The following is a 24,668-nucleotide window of genomic DNA, read 5'->3' on the forward strand; positions in this document are numbered from 1 at the left end:
CCGTTAACGTCATTGGCCCTATCTAAGCCAACATGGCAAAAATGACGAGCTTTTTAGGCTGCAACTTCTCGCCTTTATTACAAGGTTCAAACAAAGCCACAGACGCACCAATCTCGTACGCTTTCCGCCCCTACTAAAGTGTTGGACCCTCATCTATACGGGTGTCGCACCGCCCAGGCTTACAAGGGATATTATAGGGGACTTTTGCTTAAGTCCACGTATAACTCTTGAGCCAAGAGGACACAAGCATCCACCGTTTGAACAGGGGCAATATGGGAAAAAATCTCCCTCGGAAAGGCATCTGCTGTTTTTCTTCCAATACTCACAACCTGCCACGAATCATCCCACGAAAAACAACGCAAAAAACAACGCACACTCGAAGGGGAAGTAAAAATCAAGACACTTGCACGCAAAGGTGCAGACAAGGTTTCACAGGGTGCACACACGGTTTCATAGGCAATCACATCGTGTACCAAAACCCTCTCTTTGCCCAAAAGACCTGCCACGTCCGAAACCACTTCTTTGGCTCTAGGAAAAAGCACTTTTTTTCCTTGAAGCAAGGGAGTTACCTCTAAAGCAAACCGCTCCCCGTATGCTTCCTTGGCCACGTAGGCGATGGTCGCACCCGCTTTTTTTGCCGCCTCTTGCGTCCCTTTGCCAATAGCATATACCGGCAAATGTTGCCATGAAATCTTGGACGCCTCCAAAGAGACAACAGCATTTTTAGAGGTTAATATGATGGCGTCAAAGCCATGGGGCGAAAAGGAGAGAGGGAGGGGGCGCACCTCAATCACCCCAAGGTGTTTTGCCCTAGGGTGTGAGGTGGCGCCAAGCAGGTAAATCAAGCCTATTCCCACTCAATAGTAGCGGGGGGTTTGCTTGAAATGTCGTACACAACGCGGTTAATGCCATCTACTTCATTGATAATACGACGGCTGATGTTTTCTAAAATATCATGAGGAATGTGGGCAAAGGTAGCCGTCATGCCATCAGTCGCTTCGACGATACGCACGCACACGGTGTTATCATAGGTGCGGTTATCGCCCATGACCCCCACGCTTTTGACGTTTAATAGCACTGTAAAGGCTTGCCATGTTTTTTCATAATACCCTGTTGCACGAAGCTCTTCTAACATAATCACATCCGCTTTGCGCAAGAGTTCTAAATCTTCGCGGTTTACTTCACCCATAATGCGAATCCCAAGGCCTGGGCCAGGGAAAGGATGGCGGTTAATCATCTCTTTAGGAAGCCCAAGTTCGAGCCCCAAAACACGCACCTCATCTTTAAAAATTTCGCGCAAAGGTTCAATCAAATCAAACTTCATCCATTCGGGCAGTCCCCCGACGTTGTGGTGAGATTTGATGGTCTTGGAAGGCCCCTTTACCGAAACAGACTCAATAACATCTGTATACAAAGTGCCTTGCGCTAAAAACTCAATACCGTCGTATTTTTTCGCCTCTTTTTCAAACACTTCGATGAACGTTTCACCAATGATTTTGCGTTTTCGCTCTGGGTCCGTGATGCCTTTTAAGCGCTCTAAAAAAATAGCGGAAGCATCCACAGTGATTAACGCCACCCCAAGACGGAGCTTAAACGCAGCTTCCACTTGTGCACGCTCTCCTGAGCGCAAAAGTCCGTTATCCACAAACACAGGCACAAGCTGCTCCCCAATCGCTTCGGCAAGCAAGGCCGCAACCACCGAGCTGTCTACGCCGCCACTGACGCCACATAAAACTTTCTTGCTGCCCACTTTTGCGCGAATTTCTTCGATTTTTTCTTTCGCAAAAGAGCCCATATTCCACGTGCTTTCACACCCGCAAATATGCTTAGCAAAGTTTTTTAACAGTTTACTGCCTTGCTCGCTGTGGTACACCTCAGGGTGAAACTGAAAGGCGTACAAGTGTTTTGCTTCGTTGGCAATGGCCGCAAAAGGAGAGTTGGCACTTTGGGCGATTTTCTCAAACCCTTTGGGCAAACTTTCGACCTTATCCCCATGGCTCATCCAAACAATTTGCCCAGAAGCAGTGTCTGTAAAAAGGGTATGATTGTGGTCAAACACAAGTTCTGCTTTGCCGTACTCGTGGTGACTTGCCGCCACAACACTGCCACCAAAGTGTTGTGTCATAAGTTGCATACCATAACAAATGCCAAGCATCGGGATACCCAAATCAAACACAGCAGGATCTGGACAATAGGCATCTTTGGCGTAGACAGAAGCAGGGCCACCACTTAAAATCAATCCTTTTGGCGCGCGTGCTTTAATGGCGTGAAGGGGTTCATTATACGGCACAATCTCGCAATAAACACCGTTTTCTCGCATCTTACGCGCAATAAGTTGCGTGTACTGTGATCCAAAGTCTAAAACGAGGATGGGTACGTCTTTCATCTATTTCCTTAGTGGTGTGTTATTTTTCAACCAGACGATGTGCACCAAGGCTCTCGCGTCGACGCAAGGCGTGGCGTAAAATCTCCTGCGAAGCTAACAATCTGAGTCTTAGCAGTTTTCCAGTGCGACATTTTAGCATGTCTTGGACGCGATTCAAAGCTTCTTCCATGCCCTTGGGTGTCCGCACAATACCTGCATTTTTCCACATCAATAACCGCAAGGCGTTTTTCTTAGCCTTATCCCCCTCGCACTGCAAGGGCTCTTCTTTACATGTAAAGGTTTTGGGCTTATGGGTGTGGGTACTTTGAAGGATGGTTTTTGCCACGCGCACGGAAAAGACCAACCCTTCTAGCAACGAATTGCTCGCCAAGCGGTTGGCACCATGCACGCCCGTACACGCCACTTCTCCCACGGCATAGAGGTTTTCCACCCCCTCAACACGCCCTTGCATGTCTGTCGCGATGCCCCCCATGGCGTAATGAAACGCAGGGGAGATGGGAATGCGCGCATAGGGCACATCAACCCCTTCATTTTGCATGGCAAAGTAGATACTCGGAAACCGCTTGGCAAACGCGGCTTTATCCAAAAAAGAAACATCCAAAAAAACATCTTGAGCGTGGGTGTGTTGGTAGTCAAAAATCGACTGGCTCACCACGTCCCTTGCCGCAAGTTCACCATCGGGGTCATAATCAAACAAAAATTGTCGTCCCGAAGCATCCACCACCTTTGCCCCTTCGCCACGCAGTGCTTCGCTTAAGAGCTGCTTGCGCACGCCTTTGCTTTTCACGTACACCGTGGGGTGAAATTGCATCATTTCCATGTCTTTTAGCGCCAACCCATGCTCTAGGGCAATGCCTTGCAAATCAGCACTAATAGTGCGTGCGTTGGTGTGAAACTCATACAACGAACCCACTCCTCCGCTTGCTATGACAATATGCTTAGCATACACGCACGAAATCCCGTCTTGGTTGCGTATGCGCACCCCATAACAGCGCTCCTCTTCAATCAACAAATCAACCACTTGGGTGTTGTAAAGCAAGGTGCTCTGAAGGTGGCGCATAAGGTGCAGGTGAATCTCTCTACCCGTTGCATCCCCACCTGCGTGGACAATGCGTTTGTCGCTGTGCGCGGCTTCTTGGGTGTAAAGCAAAGCGCCTTTTTCGTCCGTATCAAAGGCGAACCCCTGCGCCATGAGTGCCTCAACGCACGCAGGGCCTTCATTGCACAAAATGCTCACTGCCTCGGGGTTTCCATAGCGCACACCCGCTTCTAGGGTATCGGCAATATGACAGGCAATATCCTTATGGCTATTTGCTACTGCCACACCCCCTTGGGCGTAAAAAGTATTGCACTCCCAGGGGTAATCTTTACTGACCACCAAAACCCGCATGGAAGAAGGCAAATGGGCAGCCGTACTTAGTCCAGCGACACCTGCGCCGATAATGACAACATCGTACTGCATTAACGTGATTGTTCTTGGGGTTGTTCTTGGGAAGGAGCGTATGTTGGCGGGGCTTTGTACCCGCAACCTGAAAGAAAAAGCACCAAAAGAGATGGTATAATTAGCACATGAAACACGTGCGCACAATTCTTAGTCATTTGAAAAATGATCCTTCTTTGACACAACTAAAAAAGAATGAGAGCTACCAAAAACTCCTTAGCCTGCTACCAAAAAACATGGCGCAAGGCGTGCGATTCATGTACATTAAGCATGACACGCTCTTCTTTGTTTTAGAGCATCCTGGGTTAAAAATGGAATTCCATTATAAGACCACTTTAATAAAAGGGCTATTAAAAGAGTTGATTGCCCACGACCCAAGTTGCCAATGCATTGAAGTCGAACATATCAAAACCTTTGTCACCAACAAACCTCCCTTACATGTAAGGCCTTCGGCCCCCACTGGCCCTTTTTATACCGAAGCTTCACGCGCGTCCTTTGTGAACTATGCCACGTCTAAAGAGCTCCACGCCCTTTTTGAATCTATCCGCGCAACCATCCAATGCTCCAAAGCAAACTAGCCCACCTTCCTCACAGCGCAGGGGTGTACCAATTTTTTGATACAACGGGGCGTTTGCTCTACGTGGGAAAAGCAAAATCTTTAAAAAATAGGGTCAAAAGTTACTTTCGCTTCTCCCCTTCCCTTGGTCCAAATCCCACCCTCTCCCCACGCATCCATAAGATGATTAGCGAAACAGCTTCCTTGGAATACTTGCTTCTTGAGAGCGAGCATGATGCGTTTATTTTAGAAAATTCCCTCATCAAACAACTCAAACCCAAATACAATATTTTATTGCGTGATGATAAAACATACCCGTATATCTACATCGATTTTAGCAAACCCTATCCGCGCTTTGACATAACACGCAAGGTGGTCAAAGGAAAACATATTCGCTACTTTGGCCCTTTTTCTTCGGGGGCAAAAGAGTTATTGGGTGCGCTGTATTTGCTCTTTCCTTTGGTACAAAAAAGAGGATGTGAACGGGGCAAAAAAGCCTGTTTGTTTTTTCAAATGGGCCGTTGTTTAGCACCTTGCGAGGGCAAAATCACCCCCGAGGCGTACCGTGAAATCACAGAAGCAGCAGCCAACCTCATTCACCGACCACGCGTACTTCACGAAGCCTTACACCAAAAGATGGAGGCCTACGCGCAAGGGCTCCATTTTGAAGAAGCCGCGCAGTTGCGAGACATGGCACAACGCATCAGCTCCATGGGGAATTTTACGCACCTTGATTTGGCAAAACTTGAAGATTTTGACATCTTTGCCGTCCATGCGGAACCCTCCCTTGTTTGTGCCTTGCGGTTGTTTATTAGAGAAGGGAAAGTCGTCTCCTCCTCGCACACAATCGCGCGCGCCAACAGCGAAGTTGAACCCGAGGCTTTATACCGTCAACTCCTCCTAGACGCCTACCCACTCCAAAGCCCGATGACCACAGCAACCATTTTTACAGCACACCCTTTGGAAGAAGCCAAAGAATTAGAGGCCATCATTACAGCGCGTCTTCATCACCCCATCTCCATCAAACACCCCAAGCGCGGAGAAAAACGCCACCTCATCGACCTTGCCCTCACCAACGCCAAGGAACTTTGCGCCCAACACTTGCGCAAACACACGGTCTCTTTGCAAGAAGACCTTGCCCGCTATTTTGAATTTTCACGCCCGCCTGAGCGTATTGAGGTGTTTGACAATTCCCACCTTGGGGGAGAGGCGAGTGTGGGGGCTATCGTGTGTTGGGAAAATGACAACTTTCTTAAAAGTGCCTACCGCCATTACCACCTTCACAGCAAGGATGAATACGGCCAAATGCGCGAGCTTCTCACCCAGCGCGCCCTGCGCTTTGACACCCAAAGCGCTCCTGATTTGTGGGTCATCGATGGGGGGAAAACCTTACTTGAATTGGCGCGTTCCATTTTAGAAAGTGCGGGAGTGTCAGTGGATGTGATTGCCATTGCTAAAGAAAAAATTGATGCCAAAGCCCACCGTGCCAAAGGGGCCGCTAAAGACATCTTACACACCGCCAAAGGCACACACACCCTCTCCCCTGGCGACACCAAGTTACAATTTTTCCAACGCTTGCGCGATGAAGCCCACCGTTTTGCCATCTCCTTTCACCGAAAAACCAAACGGGCACAGGATAAAAATCATTCTGCATTAAAGCAATTGGGCTTAAGCGAAGGGGCTATTAAGAAATTGTTGCTCTATTTTGGTACCTTTGAAGCGATTGCGCAAGCTAGCCAAGAAGAGCTCTCTTTTGTCGCAGGGAAGCGCGTTGCACAACGGCTTTTTTTGGCACAAAAATAACTTTAAAGACTATTTATATTGATTTTTTGAGTAAAAGGTATTATTAAACATAGAATAGATAAACTTTTCCAATCATTTAGTAAGGATATTCCGTGATTTTGTACGACAAAGAGTGTAATCTTATTGGTATCGCCAAAGATGTTCTCGTTTTTTTGGGCTACGAAGACATGGAAGAATTTAAAACCTACAACAACGATGTTGCCGACTTGTTTGTCAACAAATTGGGCTACGTGTATAAATTTCAAAATTTCTCGTGGATTGATTATGTTCTTTACAGTGGCGCTCCAAGTAAAAATGCCATCATCAAGAAAAAAAATGGCAAAGAGATAGAAGTTCACGTTTCTATTCGAGAAATCCTCCCCTTTGGTCCACTAGAAACGCACCAGATGCTCTACGGTGTTTCCCTTCAAAGCATCCACGCTGGCGATGCTTCCCCTATGGCACCTTCTGATACAACCCTTTCTTCAGAAGCGCCTTCCTTATTAAAAACGCAAACCCATTTAATACCCGAAGATTCCTTACATGTAGAAGATTCCTTACATGTAGAAGATTCCTTACATGTAGAAGATTCCTTACATGTAGAAGATTCCTTACATGTAGAAGATTCCTTACATGTAGAAGATTTTTCCATCAAGCCTTCGCCCTCACTTCCCCCTGAAGAGGAAATTTCACAGTACAATGAAACGGGCTTTCCCTCACTAAACTTTGATGACCCTATTGCCTTCTCAACACAGCCCGCCCCCGCTCAAGAAAAACTTTTTATCAATCTTAACGAAGAAGAAGAGCAAGAAGAAACTTCTGCGCAACAGCCGCCCTACAAGGCACCTTATGACATTCACGAAGCTAGCACCGCACTAGGACTTGAACCGACGGAGTTTTTACCTCTCGTGGAAGAATATCTAGGGCACTTAGAGATGCTTGCCTATGCCCTAGAAGATGCCATTGCGGACAATGATGTGCGCACAAAGAACGCATTGATACATCAGGTTTTAGACACCGCGCACACCTTTCAGATGAAGCCACTTGCATTGTTGCTAGAAGCACTGCGCGAAGCAGACGACGCGCTAGCTAAAGAGCTTTTCGTTCATTTTCAACACCTGATTTTAGATTTAAAAAACGATCTTCACCGTTATTGCTAAACACCACGGCCACAAGGACTGTACATGAAATTTAGATTAAATATGACCACCACAATGACACTCATTAGTGCCCTGCCCCTGCTGTTTCTTTTGGTTTTTTCCTCCCTTTTTCTTTACCAAACCTACACCACGCAATACCTTCAATCCAAAGCCCTTGTCGCCAATATTGAAGAAACAAAAATCCTCAGCAAGCTCTCCATTGATCTTGCAAGAGAGAGGGGCTTGAGCGCCGTATTTACAGGAAGTGGGGGCGAAAGTGCCGAAAACCTCCTTACCACACAACATGTTCACTCCGATGCTACCATTAAAGAATTTCTCTCTTACATTCAAGGCAAACCCGCCTCATCTGAAATCCATGAAATCCTTAGCATGATTCAACTCATCCCCAAAGTGCGCGATGATATTCTTTCTCTTAAGAGTGATTTTAACACCTTCTTTTTTGACTACTATAGCCACATCAATACGCTCATCCTCTCTCAAATGAATCACTTTGCAAAAAACACAGAAACGGGAAATGTTAGCAAGCTTTCCACGGCCTTAGTCGGGCTATACCAAGAGATGGAATACGCAGGACAAGAGCGTGGATTTGTCTCTAAGGTATTAACACAACACGCACCTTTTGAACCAAGAGACATGCAAACATGGACCGAGATTATGGGTAAAACATCGGCGTTTACGACAAGCCTTCTGCCCGATGGTCCCACCAAAGAAGCCATCGAAAAAGCACATTTTTCAACGCAAAATAAAAATGTATTTGGGCAAGTCCACAGAGCAAAAGCTACCATTATGCTAGAGGCCAAAGAGGGGGACTACTCTATCGAGCCTAACCTTTGGTTTGGGATGACCACCAGCCAAATTAACATCATGGACAAAACGGCTTCCATGCTTAGGGATGCCTTGCAAGAGGAGATTGACGCTTACAGTAATGAAGCGCTTACCAAGCTAAACATCAGTGGTGCCATCTGGGCCCTCTCTCTTCTTCTTTTAATCATGGGGCACTTCCTCAGACGGGGCTTTCGTAAAAATATTGCAGAACTAGGAAGTGTTTTTGAGAAAATCAAAGAGCTCACCGGCGGCGAAACCCACATCGACCTCAACACGCCCGAGGGAACCCATGAAGCGTACAAGGCCATTGATAAATCCATCGAAAGCATTGCCATCGAAAAACGCAAGGCTGAAGAAGCAAGTGCGGCGAAAAGTATCTTTCTTGCCAACATGTCCCACGAGATTCGCACCCCTCTTAATGGCATCATTGGTTTTACCGAACTGCTTAAAAACTCCAACTTGGACGCGGAAGAAAAAGAATTTATCGACGTCATCGAGAAAAGTTCTGAAAACCTTTTGACCATCATTAACAATATTTTAGACCTTTCCAAAATCGAAAGCAGTCATGTGGAAATCGACGAAACGCCTTTCTTCCCCATTGAGGAATTTGAAGGAGCCGCTGAAGTGTATGGGGCCAAAGCCTCAGAAAAAAATATTAATTTCTTATTTTTCATTGACCCAAGCCTTACATGTAAGCTCAAAGGCGATGTGACAAAAATCAAAGAAGTCTTGATTAACCTTCTTAGCAATGCTATCAAATTTACCCCAGCAGGGGGCACAATCGACATTCAAATCAAACGCCTTCCCCACGAAGGGCCCAAAACGCTCTTGCATTTTTCTGTTGAAGATTCGGGCATTGGGGTTGACCAAGAGAAACAAGCATCCATCTTCAATGCTTTCTCCCAAGCCGACTCCACCATCACCCGCAAATACGGCGGGACAGGCCTTGGACTTACCATTTCATCTAAATTCATCGAAACCCTTGGGGGAACCCTTGAGATTGAAAGCGAAGAGGGCAAGGGGAGTAAGTTTTTCTTCACCCTTGAATTTGATGAAATCACCCACGACGCAAGACCCAACCACAAAGACGAATTTAGCGCCTACACCTGCGCCATACTCACCAAAGAAGGGGTGCAATCACCACAACTCCCTTACATGTATGACTACTTGTCCTACTATGGCATTACCCTTAAACCTTACGCCACCCTCTTGGAACTTAAAAACCTCATTCATACCGCAGGGGTGACGCTCATCGTGGTTGACCAAAACCTCCTTGGCGCGGGAGAAATTGAGGAGTATAAAAAAATCCATCTGCCTATTCTAGCCATTGGAAAGCATTCGCAAAAAGAGGTTCTTGATAAGTCTAAAGATTCGTACATCACGGTTTCGTACAGGCCCATCAACCCTACTAAAATCTTAAAATGGCTCGCCATTTGTCAAAAAATTGCACCCAAAAAGCAACCCTCTGGCCTTGTGCAGCGCGTCATGCATCCTTCCAATAAATTTGCTGCCCATGTGCTTGTGGCAGAAGATAATGAAATTAATCAAAAACTGATTCGCCGCACACTGGAAGATTTGGGACTCAGCGTCACTTGCGTCAACAACGGACTTTTGGCCTTACAAGAACGCACAAACAACGCTTATGACATGATTTTCATGGATATTGCAATGCCTATCATGGACGGTGTCGAAGCAACAAAAAAAATCATCCAATACGAACAAGAAACAGGAGAAAGCCACATTCCCATCGTCGCTATCACCGCCAACGCCCTCAAGGGAGATAGAGAGCGCTTTATGGGCGAAGGATTGGATGAATACGTCACTAAACCTATTAAACGCGAAGATATCCAATCCATCCTCAACCAGTTTCTCTCCCACAAAGGAATCGAGGAAGCCCCCAAACCCCAGCCCCCTACGCCTCCCGCGCCAAAAGCGCCCGTTGCCACACGCACTCCCGCGCCAATGGCACCAGAAGATGTACCTTTCTTGGACTCTCTTGAAGACTTAGATATGAATTTCCTCACGCCCAGTTTGGAGAAAAAAGAGGTTCTCGCTCCAAGTGTGCCCGAAAAAGAAATTCTTGTGTTCAAGAAAAACCCCATCGAAACAAAAATCTTTACCAGCATTTTAAAGAAAATTTCTCCTTCTATTGTCGGGGTTGATTCTTTACATAGTTTCAAAGAGTCGCTTGCAGCGTATCGCTTTAAGCTGATTATGATTGATTATGAAACCCAAGGAACGCCCTCTTCCTCCTTGGTTGAACTCATCAAAGCCTCTCAAGGCAAAGCGCACATTGTTCTTTTTGCCAACCCTTCACACACCCTGCCAGAAGAAGAAAAGAAACTTTATAGTAAAATCGCTAACACTATTGTGAGCAAAGCAGAGCTAGAGGCTGTTGTTTACGAATTTATTCCCAAAGGGACCCAACAATGAGAAGCGATCTCACCATTCTTTCCATCGATGATGACGTTATTAATCTGAAGCTCATCAGCTCACTGCTTAAAAAAAACGTCCATGTCAAAGAAATCATTGAGGCAAAAAATGGTCTTGATGCGCTTACCATCCTAGATAATACTTCCACTATCGATGCTATTTTACTCGATATCAAAATGCCCATCATGGATGGGCTTGAATTTTTGGACAATATTCAATCGCGCCCCCACCTTGTCTCCATCCCTGTGGTTGTCATCACGACAGATGAAACAAAAAAAAGGGAAGCTGTCGACAAGGGGGCGTTTGATTTTTTAGTAAAACCTATTCGAGAGGTTGAACTTTCGCAGAAGATAGAAAAAATTGCATACGTTCTTGACTAAGGATGCCCAAGGTGCCATTAGGCCTGTGCAACAACCTTAGTCATGCGATAATAAAGCGCTAAGATTTCGCTTTTCTTTTCAATAAAACTGTTTTGATTGGCCACAAGATAAGCAGAAGAATGCATAATAGTCTCCACCACTTCAAGTCCATTTTGCTTCATGGTTGCCCCTGTTTCCACAATATCCACGATAGCATCACACATGCCTACCAAGGGCGCTAACTCAATAGAGCCGTAAAGTTTGATAATCTTTGCCGCCACGGCTTTGTTGGAAAAATGCTTCTTGGCGATATTTTCCATCTTTGTCGCAATGGTAATTTCTGGCATGGTATAATCCAACTGCTCCCCTTGGCGCATTCCCACACACACGCGGCATTTGCCAATATTTAAGTCAAGCAATTGCACCAACCCTAACTCTTTTTCTTCCAATACGTCCAATCCCACCACACCCAAATCCGCCGCTTGGTGCTGTACGTAAACAGGAACATCTTGGTTGCGCACAAGCAAAAAACGAAACGGGTGGGCTTCTAAAATCAGCTTCCTGTCTTCAAAAACAAAGCGGGTGTTAAAAATCGCCTCGAACATCTCTAGGGTTTCTTCGGCAATACGTCCTTTTGGCAAGGCTACTGTTAACATATTTCTCCTTCTTTTACCAATCCACTGTGTGCGATTGCTTTTTGCATCCCTCGAAAAATCAAGGTTTTATCAAAGATAGAATGCTTGAAAAAACGGGAGAGAAATTTACCATCGCCGCCCGTAAAATAGATATTTTTTTCTTTACATGTATCGCCTAGCATCAATAAAATCGGCTTAATGACACCATAGCTCACCGCATCAACCGTTTTTTGAGGCAAGGCATCAAGGGTAATGCTAGGATTGATGCGCACGTTTAACCGTGGCGAGATGGAAGCATAAGCTTCTTGTGCGGCACTTAGCCCTGCTAAAATATACCCCCCAAGGTGCAACCCTCCTGACATGATATCCACCGTAATGGCACTTCCTGCATCAATCACAATCCCCTCTTCCACGGTGTAACACGCAGCCACCCTGTCGATTCCCATGCCTTGGTAAATGGTATCAAACTCAAAATAAGGGGCCAGGTCTATGTAGTTTTTCTTTCCCACTAACCATGGCTTCACAGACTCGTTCACATTAATAAAAAAAAGAGGCTCTTGGGTAGAAAAGTGCTGAAATTCTGGAACAGACACCGCCCACATTCTTCCTTCTTTAAAAAAATGCACGTTTGAATTGCCAATATCACACAAGTACACGCCAAATCCTCCATCCGTTTTTTCGCATCAGTGCTTCGGTTTTTGAGCACACAGGAGCATTGGTTAGCAAAATCTTCACAAAGACGCGGTGGTTTTTCAGGGTTTCAAGGCGCATCACCAACTCCTCAAAAAGCGCTGCTTCTGCACTTAAGACTCTAGCTTTCCCTTCGCGTTTCCACACACACAGGTACCGCGAATCTAACCCCACACCCAAGAAACACTCAACGCGTTTGCGAGAGCCAAGCTCTTTCAAGGAAACGCGCGTCAAAGAGCGGCACACCACGCCCTTTGAGAGCAAGGTGTTAACAATGTGATTCATAACCACCCAAACAGCACTAGCGCGCGAGCGTAAAAGAACGGTTGTCTACAAACAGCGTTTCTTTCGTCGCAAAAATAAGCGTGTCGATTTCATCTGGCAACTTATAAACATTGGTTGTCACAAGGTCCAAATCTGTGGCAATCAAATAGCCGCCTTTTTCAACCACGTACACAAACTCCCCATGAATGACGCCAGAAAAAACAGCGAAGGGAAATTTGCGTTCTTTAAGCACATTCAAATCCACATCCGCAAGCATCACGCGTCCGTCTTTTGTAAAGACAAACACCCTGTTTTCAAGCACAATCACATCTTTAATGTCGGCGTCTAAAAAAACGGTTGTGTTAGGGTTAATGGAAATAACGCGTTTAGAGGTTGCCACCACCATTCTCTCTGCTACAACGTCTAGAAAAATAATGTTATTGAAAAATTGCTCACTGCTTACGACAACATCTCGAATCAAGGTTGCGGTCTGGCGATCCACAATCACCACTTTTCCATCTAGCGTTGGAAACAACACAAGGGAAGATAAAAAATAAGGCGCAGCAATGCGAGAATCTAGCGCGTACACGTCATCTTGCTTGTGGCTATAGCGGATAGTTTTTGTCTCCATGTCCATCAAGGTCAAGCGGTTAGACGCGTCTACCACTGCCAATTCATGCCCATTTATGGAAGCAGAAGCCACCGTGTGAGAAAACGCATACTCAAATACGGTAGTGCCCGCTTGGTCCAACACCAAGAGCTTCCCGCAAGCACTTGCGGCAATCAATTTGTTGTCAAATTCTCCCAAAAGACCGTATCCTTCAGGCAACACCACCTTACCAATCCCTGCTTTTGTGATCACTTGTCCGTTTTCCAAGGTCGCGCCATAGCGTGAAACGTCTTTAATTGCTGCGGGCAATGTTCCATCATAACGCACTGACCCTGCAATTTTTTCAGGTTCAAAATTTTGACGCTTTGTCTCGCATCCTAAAAAAACCAACGCAACCAACACCGTACTTACAATTGTGCGAAACATAGGCTACTCTCCCTGAAAATGTTCAAGATTTTTAACAACGTTTTGAAGTGGAGAACTCAATGAAATAGCGGCAAACTCGACTTTAGCTGCTTCTGTTTTTCCTTCTTTTAAAAGAAGGTATCCCCGTTGCAAGGCGCCAAGGTTTGACAACAACCCTTCTGAGGTTCCGCCAAGCTGATACGATGCCAAATCACGCAACAACACATCCACATCCAAAACAAGGATAGCCTCAAGTGCTTCTTGCTCATTTGCATTAAGGGCAACTTGCGCCGCATGGGTGCCATAAAGTACGGAACTTGACTCTTTAAGCGTTTTGAGAGCAACAGCGTCATCTGGGTTAGCAAGTACGGCGCGGTAGGCTTCATTAGCCGTGCGCAGATGCTTTGTTTTGAGCGTATCCGTTATGGCATATCCAACACCCAAGAGGGCGACAATCGCCACACCAGAAACGAGCGTCCACTTGTATTTTTTAAAAAAACGCTCACTTTTAATCATCCCCTCAAGAAATTGCTCTTCGGTACTTAGCCCTTGCTTGATTGCATTGAGATTTTCTTTTAGTGCCACGCATATCCTTTTAGAGTTCTTTTTTTAGTAGAGTTCTTGTGAAACTCTTTAACGCTAGGTCTTTGCCGCGAAAAAGCCGCGCACCCGTGGTGCTTTAGGGCCTTGCAAAAGTTTCCTTTCGTAAGACGTCTATTTTTGGGAGGGTATTGTAGCACACTAAAGGTGAGACAATTCTTTTTTAAAGCGCATTTTGCTACAATCTCGTAGCTCAATTTTCATAGAGTTTTACCCCGATAACCATTGTAAGGATTGCTAGTATGCGCATTGACAACGACCTCCTTTCCAAGCTTGAAAAACTCTCCTCTTTAGAAATCGAACCCTCCAAACGTGAAGGCATCATTAGCCAACTTAGCGAGATTGTAACCTTTGTGGAAAACCTCAATGAACTTGACCTTGACACCCAAGAGGCTACTTTTACCACCGTTGAGGGAGGTACTCCCTTTCGCGAAGACATCCCTGCGTGTGACCCAGAAATTGTCCAAACCATCCTACGCCACGCCCCAAAAAGCGACCAAGGGTTTTTCGTTGTTCCAAAGATTATCGAATAATCCTTACATGTAACGCCCAAAGGAATTGTTTATGATTAGTATTAAAGCATTGCTCAAAAACATTGTTGCTTACAAAGCTTCAGACCTCCACCTTGTGAGCCGTAGCGAGCCGCAAATTCGTATTGATGGCAAGCTTGCAGGCTTGGATATGAACAAGCTTGATGGCAAGGAAATTGAAGAGATGTGCTATTCTCTTTTAACAGACAAGCAAAAAAAGGAACTGGAAGAAAACCGTGAACTTGACTTTGCGGTCATGTTTCCAGGCATTGGACGCTTTCGCGCGAACTATTACTACACCATGAACGGCGAAGTCGCCGCGGCGTTTCGGATTATTCCCCTTGAAATCCCCTCACTTGATGACCTCAAAGCCCCAGAAATTTTCAAACAACTTATCAAGCGGGAAAAAGGAATGGTGCTTGTCACTGGCCCCACAGGAAGCGGAAAATCCACCACCCTAGCCGCACTTTTAAATGAAATCAACATCACCGAAAACAAGCACATCATCACTATCGAAGACCCCGTGGAATTTGTCCATGAAAACAAACGTTCCTTATTTTCCCATCGCAACGTGGGCGATGACACGAAAAGCTTTGCGCGTGGACTAAAATACTCCCTGCGCGAAGACCCTGACATTATCCTCGTGGGCGAAATGCGTGACCAAGAAACCATCGGAACTGCCGTTACCGCAGCCGAAACAGGGCACTTAGTGCTTGGCACCTTGCACACCACTTCTGCCATTCAAACCCTTAACCGTATTGTGGACAGCTTTGAAGGGGCTGAGCAAGTCCAAATTCGCAACATGCTCTCCGTCTCTCTCACCGCCATCATTTCCCAAAGTTTGTTACCCAAAATTGGCGGGGGACGTGTTGCTGTTCACGAAGTGCTAATTAACAATGCCGCCATCTCCAACCTTATCCGTGAAAACAAGTTGCATCAAATCTATTCTCAACTCCAGCTCAACCAACAAAAAACAGGCATGATAACCCAAACCCAATCCATGCTAAAAGCCATCAAAGCAAACCTTATTACCAAAGAAGATGCCTTGCGCTTTTCCACCCAGCCCCAAGAACTCTTGAACTTGATTAGTATTTAGTGAAAACAAAAATGCCGATTTACCCACGTTACAGCTTTTTTAGCCTATAATCGGTTCCAAATTATTGAAGGTATTTTTATGATTAAAAACAGCTCTGTTATCGAATCCATCTGCGAACTCGGAGATGAAACGTTTGCTAAGCTTAAATCGCTCAACGTGCCTCCTTATCCAAAGTACTATTATGAAACATTTATGGATGGCTTGTACGCGACCAAAGACCAAGAAATGATTGAGCTTTCCAAGAAATACGGCTATCTTTTTAGCTCAAGCGCATCCCACGAGGTGATTGCTGAAAACGGTGTCGCCCTTGCCAAAGAGAGTTTGTTGAAATTCCAAGAGTCCAACAGCACCATTCGGCAAATTTCCGAAGAAAAAGCGGTTGACCTTGCCCTCTTTAAAAGCCAAAACCATCCCACACAAGCCTCTGGACTCTTCTCCTTGTTTAACGCTTTTCAAGACCAAGTTTTGGAAGAACTGCACAACGCAGAAGAGATTATTGGGAGCCTAAAACGGGAAATTGAAATCTTAGAGCGAGAATCAAACATTGACTCACTCACCAAGGCGTACAACAAAAAAGCGCTAATGCTTGACCTTGAAGAGATGCTTGGCTTTGGCAAAGAAAAAGACTTGGACTTGTACCTCGTGTTATTTGACGCGGATGATTTTAAAACCATCAATGAAAACTTTGGACACATTGCAGGCGATAAAACGCTCATTTACCTCGCCAAGCTTTTGCAAACTGCCTTGCGTAGAGGAACGCGCATTTACCGTTTTGGCGGCGAATCTTTTGTGGTTATCCTTAACCGTATCGGTCGTGAGGATGCACAAAAAACAGCCCAGCGGGTATTGCACGACACTAGCGAGAGCAAACTGTTTTACAAAGGCAACAACATTCGCCTCACCCTCAGTGGCGGAATGGCAGCGCACCGTCAGGGAGACACGACAGAAAGTTTGATTGAGCGCGCAGAAAAAAGCTTAAACCGCGCCAAAATTGATGGCAAAAACTGCTTTAGGGAAGAATAACGTATGGAACACATTGCTTGGTTTGACATCATTACCCTTTCCCTTATTTTGCTCTTAGGATTTAAAGGAATTATCAACGGCTTTATCAAAGAAACTTTTGGTCTTTTGGGTGTTGTAGGCGGTATTTTTATCGCCTCACGCTACGCCCAAGAAGCGGGCAGGTTTATCGATTCTGCGGTCTATGCCTTTGAAAACAAAGCCTCGCTTTTTTTAGTGGGCTTTATTGCGCTTTTGCTCTGTTTTTGGATTTTTTGTTTAGTGTTAGGACAAATTGTCGGAAAGCTTCTCTCTTTAAGTGGTCTTTCGGGGATTGATAAAATCGCTGGGTTTTTTGTCGGGAGTGCCAAAATATTTTTAGTATTTTCCATTTTCATTGCCGCCATTTCCAATATTGAATTTGTTCAGAAAAAAATTGATGCACACATGACGCAAAGCTTTATGTATCCTATCTTTATGGAAGTAGGCCAAAAAATTGTTGAGCTTAAACCAGATGATTTCCTTAAAGAGCCTTCATCTGAGGCACCAGCTCTTAGCGAACAATAACCGTACAAAGGACGAGGGATGACCATCGAAAATATGGAATACGATACGTTACTAGAGCGCTTCAAAGAAGTGCTAAAGACCAACAATCTAAAGTTTACAAAACAGCGCGAAGTCGTCCTTAAGACACTCTACAACCACCACGAACACTTTACCCCCGAACATTTGTATTTGCTCATCAAAGAGAAATACGGTGCCCTTAATGTCGGGATTGCCACCGTGTACCGCACACTTAATCTCCTTGAAGAAGCCGAAATGGTCACGTCCATTACCTTTGGCTCCCAAGGAAAGCGTTTTGAGCTCGCCACTAAGCCCCATCATGACCACATGATTTGCCGCAGTTGTGGTGCCATTACAGAATTTGAGGATTCGGTAATCGAAAAACGCCAAGAGGCTATCGCTAAAGAGCATGGGTTTAAACTCACCAACCACCTCATGCAACTCTATGGCATTTGTAAAGTGTGCAAAAAATAATCCAATATACTAAGGAAAGAGAATTTTAATGTTTGAAAACCAACTGGAACAACAACGTATTGAAAAAGCAAACGCCTTTCGAGAGTTAGGGAAAAACCCTTACCCTCATGCACTAACGCGCGACACTTCTACGGAAATGTTTAAAACAGATTATGCGTATGTGCTTCAAAACGACCCTCAATCAGACCCTAGCGTTACAAAAAGTATCGCGGGAAGGATTAAATTTTTACGCCATATGGGCAAGGCTGCTTTTGCAAAAATTGAAGACGAATCGGGCGTTTTGCAAATTTACTTTAGCAAAAATGAATTGGGTGAAACCTGGTTTGGGCACGTCAAAAAACTCATTGAAGTGGGCGATATTATCGTCGCTTCTGGCTTTCCTTTTGTCACCAAAACAGGCGAATTGTCTTTACATGTAACGCAACTTGTCCTTGCCACCAAGGCTATCGTTCCGCTTCCTGAAAAATTTCACGGCCTTCAAGACAAAGAGCTACGCTACCGCCAACGCTACCTTGATATGATCATGAATACGCAAGTAAAAGATGACTTTAAACTGCGCTCAAAGGTCGTCAGTGTCATTCGACACTTTTTTGAATCCCATGGTTTTCTTGAGGTCGAAACACCCATGATGCACCCTATCGCAGGAGGAGCAAACGCCAAACCCTTTGTGACACACCACAATGCCCTTGGGATTGAACGTTACCTTCGCATCGCACCCGAACTTTACCTCAAGCGCTTGGTCGTTGGCGGCTTTGAAGCAGTTTTTGAAATCAACCGTAACTTCCGCAATGAAGGTATGGACCTCACCCATAATCCAGAATTTACCATGCTTGAATTTTATTGGGCATACCACACGTATGAAGATTTAATGAACCTTACCGAGGCACTTTTTGACACCTTACTTGAAACACTAGGTCTTCCCAAGCACCTTCCTTTTGGTGAAGAGAGCATTGATTTTTCTAAACCCTTTACACGCATTCCTTACCAAGAAGCTTTAGTGAAGATTGGCGGGGTTGATCCAAGCATCCTTGAGAACAAAGAAGCGATTCTTAGTAAACTCACTAAAGATGGTTTTGAAGCCAATCCAAAACTCTCCCTAGGGCATTTGCACGCAGAATTGTTTGACGCTTACGTGGAAGCCAAGCTCATCGACCCTACATTTGTGACGCACTTCCCCTTAGCCATCAGCCCACTTTCACGTAAAAGCGATGAAGACCCCACTATTGCAGAACGCTTTGAGTTGTTTATCGCAGGTCGTGAAATTGCCAATGGCTTTAACGAACTTAACGACCCTATTGACCAATACGAGCGTTTTAGCGCCCAACTGGAAGCCAAAGACGCAGGGGATGATGAAGCCCACGAAATGGACGAAGACTACGTCAAAGCCCTAGGGTATGGTTTGCCGCCCACCGCAGGACAAGGTCTTGGCATTGACCGCCTTGTCATGCTTTTAGCCAACCGACACTCCATCCGAGATGTCATCTTATTCCCTGCCATGAAGCCTTTGCGCAAAGAAATTCAATCACCCGAAGAAGGAACCGTTCAATGACGCCACTACAATCCCTTGATCCCATTATTTTCAACCTTATTGAAAAAGAATTAGTACGCCAATGCGACCACCTTGAAATGATTGCTAGCGAAAACTTTACCTACCCTGCGGTCATGCAAGCCATGGGTAGTATTTTGACCAACAAATACGCAGAAGGCTATCCTGGAAAACGCTACTACGGCGGTTGCGAGTACGTAGACGAGATAGAGCAACTTGCCATTGACCGCGCATGCAAGCTGTTTAATTGCACCTATGCAAACGTTCAGCCAAATTCTGGCTCACAGGCCAATCAAGGGGTTTTTAACGCGCTTTTAAAGCCTTACGATAAAATCCTCGGGATGGACTTAAGCCACGGGGGCCACTTAACCCATGGCGCTAAAGTAAACAGTTCTGGCAAAATTTACGAAAGCTTTTTTTATGGCGTTGAACTAGACGGACGCATCAACTACGACCGTGTGCGCGATATTGCCAACATCGTCAAACCCAAAATGATCATCTGTGGCGCTTCTGCCTACCCTCGTGAAATCGACTTTAAAGCCTTTAAAGAGATTGCTGATGAAGTGGGTGCGATTTTATTTGCAGACATTGCCCACATCGCTGGCCTTGTTGTTGCAGGTGAACACCCCAGCCCTTTCCCCTACTGTGATGTCGTCTCAACAACAACCCACAAAACCTTGCGAGGTCCTAGGGGCGGATTAATCTTAACCAACAATGAAGAGATTGCCAAAAAAGTGAATTCAGCGATTTTCCCAGGCATCCAAGGCGGCCCCTTGATGCATGTGATTGCAGGCAAGGCTGTAGGGTTTGGTGAAAACCTTAAACCTGAGTGGAAAACTTACGCCAAACAAGTAAAGGCCAATGCCGCGGTCTTGGGCCAAGAATTGCTCGCACGCGGGTATGATATTGTTAGTGGTGGTACCGACAACCATTTGATATTGATGAATTTTTTAAACAAACCCTTTAGCGGCAAAGATGCTGACCTCGCCCTTGGGCGCGCAGGCATTACCGCCAACAAAAACACCGTTCCAGGAGAAACCAGAAGTCCCTTTGTGACCTCAGGCCTTCGCTTAGGCTCCCCTGCACTTACCGCACGCGGGATGAAAGAAGCGGAGTTTAGTACCATCGCAGGCCTCATCGCCGATGTACTTGATCATATTGAAGATGAAGCCTTGCACGGCAAGATTAAAGAGCAGGTAAAATCGTTGGCCAGCAACTTTATTCTCTATTCCCAATCAACCTATTAGGCAAAGTATGTTACCCATTGATACTTCTTTAATTAAAATCATCACCGACCATTATTGGATCAAGCGTGATACCATTGTCCAAAAAATCTCTTTTAAAGAGCGTACCTTTTTTGACAAATTTGAACGCATTGACGAGCCTTTGACGCGTGCCATCATCAAACAACACGAAGATCGTGAAATCACCGTAGCCCACTCGTTGATTAATCGGTTCGATAAAGTGGAAAATATTGTTTTTGACTATAATGGACACAATACCGAACGCTTTTGGCATCGGGCACAATTATTGCTTAGGGAAGAAGGGTTTATCAACTTTACCGCGTACGAAAGCAAAACCCCTGGGCACTTGCATCTTTATGTGCACAAAGGGCACACCACCTTGCAAGAAGGCGAGCAAATAGCCAAAATGCTTTCCATGAAACTCGGACAGCGGCTCCCAAGAGAGTGGCGTATGTTTCCAAATCCGGATTTGCCCAAAGAGTTTAATATCTTAGCACTTCCTTATGCTTTGTATCAAAAAGAACGTGGTGCTTCGTGGTCGAAGCATATGTAGTGATTTTTAAGGAGAAATAAAGATGGAAGACAAAAACGAACTTAGCGATATCGTCCTAGACAAAGACAGTGGCGCCAAAGGCATGAAACTAAAACGCATCTTGGTTATCGCTGCGGTCTTGGTGTTGCTTTTCTTGGTCGTGCTCATTATCATGCGAGCACTCAATAAGCCTACCCCCGAACAAGAAACGCGTTTGATTTTACCCCCAGAGCCCCAAAGTGCTTCTGCCGCACCAAGCCCGGCTGAAGAGAGGCTTTTCCAACAAGTTCCTATTATTAACGAAGAGCCTAAAGAAAGCTTTGAAGACATGGTAAAAAAGCTTAAAGAAAAAGAGATGAACCGCACTGTTCAAGCACCCCAAGAAGCACCCAGTGTTGAACCAGAGCCCAAAGAAATCACTCTTCCTTTACCACCCCAGCAAACAGCACCTACTCCACAAGTAGCCCCTGTTGCGACGCCTACACCACCTGCGGCAACACCCAAATCCACCGCAAGCCAGCAAGGTGAACACCTTGCTACTTCGGGCATTTATATCCAAGTTGCCTCGGTTACGCGCACCAATCCTGATGCGGCTTATTTGAAATCCATCGCAGATAAGTCCTACACGTACCGACTCTATCGCACCACGGTTGGCGAACAAACACTAACGAAAGTTTTAGTAGGGCCTTACGCCACCAATGAAGCGGCCAGAACAGCATTAGCTTCCATCAAGCAAGACCTGAGCCCCAATGCGTTTATTTTTAGAGTACCCTAGTGTATTTCCGTCAGCTACTTTTTGACCAACTTACCCCCATCACCATTTACCACAAGCTCCAATCCTTCCTAGAGGGGGAGCTTGGGTTTTTGTTTGAAAGTGCCATTAACAACGCCTCAGGAAATGCCAGTTTTCTCTTTTTTGGCGCCAAAGAACGCATTGTTCATCGCCATGGTATTAGCACCCACACCGACGAAGAGGGTATCAGCAGGCGCATTGAGACCAATCCTCTTTTGTACCTCAAAAAGCGCTATGCCACCATCAATGCTGATGAGTATAAAGCCCACAGCGCCTCATTAGGAATTGGCTTTGTGGATGGATTTATTGGATACATTGGGTACGATGCAGCCAAACTCTTTGAGCCTCGCCTTGCCCCGCACATGGAAGGGCTTACTGACGCCTTAGATATTCCCGAAATCGACCTTATGCGGCCTAAACTTGTGTGTGAATTTTCCCACAAAACAAATCGCCTAACCCTTGTAACCTTTGTTAAAGAGATTGGTGAAAAACTCGATGAGATTGTTGCACACCTCAAACAACCCCACCACTATCTGCCCATCCAAACCACTTCCGTTGACCCGCAAAAAAGCTCCTTCGCCTTTGATAAAGCCACTTTTTTTGCGATGGTCGCCAAATCCAAAGAGATGATTCGCAGCGGGGATGTGTTTCAAATTCTCATGTCCAACCGTTTCACCCAGTATGCCACCATCGATTACCTGAGTTTTTACCGTATTTTGCGCAGTAAAAATCCCTCTCCTTATATGTTCTTACTCGACTACGACCGCTTCGCTATTGCAGGAAGCTCCCCTGAGGTGATGGTCGGGCTTAAAAATGGCAATATTTTATTGCGACCCATTGCAGGAACACGTAAACGGGGTGCAACCCTTGAAAGGGATAAACACCTAGAAGAAGAGCTTTTGAGCGATGAAAAAGAGTTGGCCGAGCACTTAATGCTCATCGACCTTGGGCGCAATGACGTGGGGCGGGTTGCTAAGGTAGGCACCGTTAAGGTTTCTGAAATGATGCGGGTTGAACGTTACTCCCATGTCATGCACCTCGTAAGCGACGTGGAGGCCACACTGGATGCATCGTGCGACATGTTTGACCTTTTTTGCGCCACCTTTACCGCAGGCACCATGACAGGAACCCCTAAAATCCGCGCGATGGAATTGATTGCTGATTTTGAAGGGCTAAAGCGGAGTTTTTACAGCGGAGCGGTGGGGTATTTTGGCTTTGATGGAAACATGGACAGTGCTATCATGATTCGCACCTCTTACATGGACCATGAAAAAATTATCTTTCAAGCAGGTGCGGGTATCGTTGCAGACAGCCAGCCTGAGCTTGAATACCTTGAAGTCCACAACAAACTCGCCGCCATGATGAGTGCTTTAGAGGATTTAAAAGAGGTATGACCCTTTACACGCTTTTTGGCAATCCCGTTGCCCACTCCCTCTCCCCACGCATGCACAATCTAGCCTTTGAGCGTCTTGGCATCCAAGGCGCTTACGTGCGTTCACTTTTGGAAGAAGGGGAGCGTTTAAGAGAGGTTTTTTTTGCCCTCAAACTTGATGGGGCCAATGTGACTGTTCCTCACAAAGAAGCTGCTTTTCGTGCTTGCGACAAGGTTGTTGGCATTGCCACTTCCATTAAAGCGGTCAACACCCTCATCAACGCCAAGGGCCTCCTTGTTGGCTACAATACCGACGCGCCGGGATTTTTACGTGCCATTGCCTCCTTTGGCACATTGCACTCTGCCTTAATTTTAGGAGCAGGAGGAACCGCTAAAGCCTTGGCTTATGCCCTAAGAGAAAGGGGCATTTCCCCTACGATTCTCAATCGGAGTGCGCCCAAGCTTGCACCCTTCCAAGAAGATGGCTTTACGTGTTTTACCCATGACACCTTTTCCCCTGCCCCTTTTGACCTTATCCTCAACACCACATCCGCAGGCCTTAGCGACAACGCCCTTCCTGCACCAAAAGCCCTTTTGGAGACGCTTTTTTCCCACGCCACCTATGCTTTTGATGTCATCTACAAAGCTACACCTTTTTTAGCCTTAGCCTCAACACAGGGCCTTACATGTAAGGATGGAAAAGAGATGCTTTTATGGCAAGGGGTTTTGGCCTTCAACCTCTTTCATGGCAACTCTCTTAAAGAAGAAGAAATCGCAGCAGCAATGCACGAGGCCCTTAAGCTTTCATCCTAGACTCTAGGGCTTTTGAGAGGGAGAGCATGTCCACGTTTTCCAAAGAAACGCCCGTGGGAACCCCTTGCGCAATTTTTGTAAACGAAAGATTGAGTCCTTTTAGGCGCTCTTCGATGTATAAAATAATCCCGTCGCTTGAAAGCCCCGGAGTTAAGGCAAAGATAATTTCTTGCACGTCGCGTGCTTGAATAACGTGCTCAAGGCGTAATAAAGTCTCTTCCTCCAGGGCATCCAACACAAAATACCCCCCTTCATACGCCCCATTTTCTTCCAATACAAAAATATCTTTTGCACTTTCTACGATGCACAAAAGCTGCAAATTGCGATGCTCGTCCAAACAAATATCACACAGTTCATGCTCACTCACCCCACCACAGGCTTGGCAACGGCGAAGGGAGCGCACAGCCGTTTCAATGGCATTGGCCAACTTCATGGCACCAAACGTGTCTTTAAGCACCAAATGGTACGCAAATCGCAAGGCAGATTTTTTACCAACAGTGGGAAGAGTGCCTAGCACTTCCACGAGATTATCAAAAGCTTCGAGTCTGTGTTTCATGGC

Annotated in this window: 24 protein-coding genes and 2 pseudogenes; 17 read left to right on the top strand and 9 right to left on the bottom strand. The window is 45.8% G+C overall.

Going from position 1 to position 24,668, the window contains the following annotated elements:
* Positions 1-191: 191 nt before the first annotated feature.
* Genes AC5SLM_RS07300 through nadB form a run of 3 tightly spaced genes read right to left on the bottom strand, consistent with a single transcriptional unit; the run spans position 192 to position 3,848 of the window.
* A complete protein-coding gene (locus AC5SLM_RS07300; RefSeq protein WP_495250281.1) occupies positions 192-845 on the bottom strand; it encodes a uroporphyrinogen-III synthase in 654 nt (217 codons plus the stop codon).
* 2 nt (positions 846-847) lie between these two features.
* Complete coding sequence (guaA, locus tag AC5SLM_RS07305) at positions 848-2,386, bottom strand: glutamine-hydrolyzing GMP synthase (protein ID WP_495250282.1); 1,539 nt, start codon at positions 2,384-2,386, stop codon at positions 848-850.
* 19 nt (positions 2,387-2,405) lie between these two features.
* Complete coding sequence (nadB, locus tag AC5SLM_RS07310) at positions 2,406-3,848, bottom strand: L-aspartate oxidase (protein WP_495250283.1); 1,443 nt, start codon at positions 3,846-3,848, stop codon at positions 2,406-2,408.
* A 236-nt stretch (positions 3,849-4,084) separates the two neighbouring features.
* On the opposite strand from nadB, the gene AC5SLM_RS07315 reads away from it, so the two are divergent.
* The 5 genes from AC5SLM_RS07315 to AC5SLM_RS07335 all read left to right on the top strand — a co-directional run bounded on the left by AC5SLM_RS07315 (position 4,085) and on the right by AC5SLM_RS07335 (position 10,963).
* A complete protein-coding gene (locus AC5SLM_RS07315; protein WP_495250284.1) occupies positions 4,085-4,405 on the top strand; it encodes a hypothetical protein in 321 nt (106 codons plus the stop codon).
* On the top strand, positions 4,387-6,186 hold the full coding sequence (uvrC, locus tag AC5SLM_RS07320) for an excinuclease ABC subunit UvrC (protein WP_495250285.1): 1,800 nt from the start codon (positions 4,387-4,389) through the stop codon (positions 6,184-6,186). The genes AC5SLM_RS07315 and uvrC overlap by 19 nt, the downstream gene beginning before the upstream one ends.
* 92 nt (positions 6,187-6,278) lie before the next feature.
* Positions 6,279-7,325 (top strand): hypothetical protein, encoded by a 1,047-nt coding sequence (locus tag AC5SLM_RS07325; RefSeq protein ID WP_495250286.1) that lies wholly within the window; start codon positions 6,279-6,281, stop codon positions 7,323-7,325.
* A gap of 24 nt (positions 7,326-7,349) precedes the next feature.
* Complete coding sequence (locus tag AC5SLM_RS07330; RefSeq protein ID WP_495250287.1) at positions 7,350-10,583, top strand: ATP-binding protein; 3,234 nt, start codon at positions 7,350-7,352, stop codon at positions 10,581-10,583.
* Positions 10,580-10,963 carry a response regulator gene (locus AC5SLM_RS07335; RefSeq protein ID WP_495250288.1) on the top strand — a complete coding sequence of 128 codons (384 nt, stop codon included), beginning with the start codon at positions 10,580-10,582 and terminating at the stop codon, positions 10,961-10,963. The genes AC5SLM_RS07330 and AC5SLM_RS07335 overlap by 4 nt, the downstream gene beginning before the upstream one ends.
* A gap of 17 nt (positions 10,964-10,980) precedes the next feature.
* On the opposite strand, the gene hisG is transcribed toward AC5SLM_RS07335, so the two are convergent.
* The 5 genes from hisG to AC5SLM_RS07360 are packed head-to-tail and all read right to left on the bottom strand — an operon-like array spanning position 10,981 to position 14,131.
* Complete coding sequence (gene hisG, locus AC5SLM_RS07340; RefSeq protein WP_495250289.1) at positions 10,981-11,598, bottom strand: ATP phosphoribosyltransferase; 618 nt, start codon at positions 11,596-11,598, stop codon at positions 10,981-10,983.
* Positions 11,592-12,233 carry a type III pantothenate kinase gene (locus AC5SLM_RS07345; RefSeq protein ID WP_495250290.1) on the bottom strand — a complete coding sequence of 214 codons (642 nt, stop codon included), beginning with the start codon at positions 12,231-12,233 and terminating at the stop codon, positions 11,592-11,594. Before AC5SLM_RS07345 ends, hisG begins: the two co-directional genes overlap by 7 nt.
* On the bottom strand, positions 12,220-12,552 hold the full coding sequence (locus tag AC5SLM_RS07350; protein WP_495250291.1) for a hypothetical protein: 333 nt from the start codon (positions 12,550-12,552) through the stop codon (positions 12,220-12,222). Before AC5SLM_RS07350 ends, AC5SLM_RS07345 begins: the two co-directional genes overlap by 14 nt.
* A gap of 16 nt (positions 12,553-12,568) precedes the next feature.
* Positions 12,569-13,567, bottom strand: coding sequence for an outer membrane protein assembly factor BamB family protein (locus AC5SLM_RS07355; RefSeq protein WP_495250292.1), 999 nt, complete (start codon positions 13,565-13,567; stop codon positions 12,569-12,571).
* Between the two features lie 3 nt (positions 13,568-13,570).
* A complete protein-coding gene (locus AC5SLM_RS07360) occupies positions 13,571-14,131 on the bottom strand; it encodes a hypothetical protein (RefSeq protein ID WP_495250293.1) in 561 nt (186 codons plus the stop codon).
* Positions 14,132-14,388: 257 nt separating this feature from the next.
* On the opposite strand from AC5SLM_RS07360, the gene gatC reads away from it, so the two are divergent.
* The 12 genes and pseudogenes from gatC (at position 14,389) to AC5SLM_RS07420 (ending at position 24,109) form a co-directional block, all read left to right on the top strand.
* Positions 14,389-14,679, top strand: a complete 291-nt coding sequence (gene gatC, locus AC5SLM_RS07365) for an Asp-tRNA(Asn)/Glu-tRNA(Gln) amidotransferase subunit GatC (RefSeq protein ID WP_495250294.1) — start codon at positions 14,389-14,391, stop codon at positions 14,677-14,679.
* Positions 14,680-14,710: 31 nt separating this feature from the next.
* Positions 14,711-15,772, top strand: coding sequence for a type IV pilus twitching motility protein PilT (locus AC5SLM_RS07370; protein ID WP_495250295.1), 1,062 nt, complete (start codon positions 14,711-14,713; stop codon positions 15,770-15,772).
* 78 nt (positions 15,773-15,850) lie between these two features.
* Positions 15,851-16,795, top strand: coding sequence for a GGDEF domain-containing protein (locus AC5SLM_RS07375; protein WP_495250296.1), 945 nt, complete (start codon positions 15,851-15,853; stop codon positions 16,793-16,795).
* Positions 16,796-16,798: 3 nt separating this feature from the next.
* Positions 16,799-17,338, top strand: coding sequence for a CvpA family protein (locus AC5SLM_RS07380; RefSeq protein ID WP_495250297.1), 540 nt, complete (start codon positions 16,799-16,801; stop codon positions 17,336-17,338).
* Positions 17,339-17,356: 18 nt separating this feature from the next.
* The gene (locus AC5SLM_RS07385; RefSeq protein ID WP_495250298.1) at positions 17,357-17,809 is read left to right on the top strand and encodes a Fur family transcriptional regulator; all 453 of its coding nucleotides are present in this window, start codon (positions 17,357-17,359) and stop codon (positions 17,807-17,809) included.
* Positions 17,810-17,837: 28 nt separating this feature from the next.
* A pseudogene (locus AC5SLM_RS07390) lies at positions 17,838-17,925 on the top strand (hypothetical protein); the annotation flags it as partial.
* Positions 17,907-19,358, top strand: a pseudogene (gene lysS, locus AC5SLM_RS07395) (lysine--tRNA ligase); the annotation flags it as partial. The pseudogenes AC5SLM_RS07390 and lysS, both read left to right, overlap by 19 nt.
* Positions 19,355-20,602, top strand: a complete 1,248-nt coding sequence (locus AC5SLM_RS07400; RefSeq protein ID WP_495250299.1) for a serine hydroxymethyltransferase — start codon at positions 19,355-19,357, stop codon at positions 20,600-20,602. The pseudogene lysS and the gene AC5SLM_RS07400, both read left to right, overlap by 4 nt.
* A 7-nt stretch (positions 20,603-20,609) precedes the next feature.
* Positions 20,610-21,152, top strand: coding sequence for a DUF1882 domain-containing protein (locus AC5SLM_RS07405; RefSeq protein ID WP_495250300.1), 543 nt, complete (start codon positions 20,610-20,612; stop codon positions 21,150-21,152).
* A gap of 22 nt (positions 21,153-21,174) precedes the next feature.
* Positions 21,175-21,906, top strand: coding sequence for an SPOR domain-containing protein (locus AC5SLM_RS07410; RefSeq protein ID WP_495250301.1), 732 nt, complete (start codon positions 21,175-21,177; stop codon positions 21,904-21,906).
* Entirely contained in the window at positions 21,906-23,318 is a 1,413-nt protein-coding gene (locus tag AC5SLM_RS07415; protein WP_495250302.1) for an anthranilate synthase component I family protein, read from the top strand. The genes AC5SLM_RS07410 and AC5SLM_RS07415 overlap by 1 nt, the downstream gene beginning before the upstream one ends.
* Positions 23,315-24,109 (top strand): shikimate dehydrogenase, encoded by a 795-nt coding sequence (locus AC5SLM_RS07420; protein WP_495250303.1) that lies wholly within the window; start codon positions 23,315-23,317, stop codon positions 24,107-24,109. The genes AC5SLM_RS07415 and AC5SLM_RS07420 overlap by 4 nt, the downstream gene beginning before the upstream one ends.
* Here the strand turns inward: AC5SLM_RS07420 and recR are convergent.
* Positions 24,093-24,665 carry a recombination mediator RecR gene (gene recR, locus AC5SLM_RS07425; RefSeq protein WP_495250304.1) on the bottom strand — a complete coding sequence of 191 codons (573 nt, stop codon included), beginning with the start codon at positions 24,663-24,665 and terminating at the stop codon, positions 24,093-24,095. The two genes, AC5SLM_RS07420 and recR, sit on opposite strands and share 17 nt — an antisense overlap.
* Between the last annotated feature and the right edge of the window lie 3 nt (positions 24,666-24,668).

It is taken from the genome of Sulfurospirillum sp. HTRB-L1 (assembly GCF_059415125.1).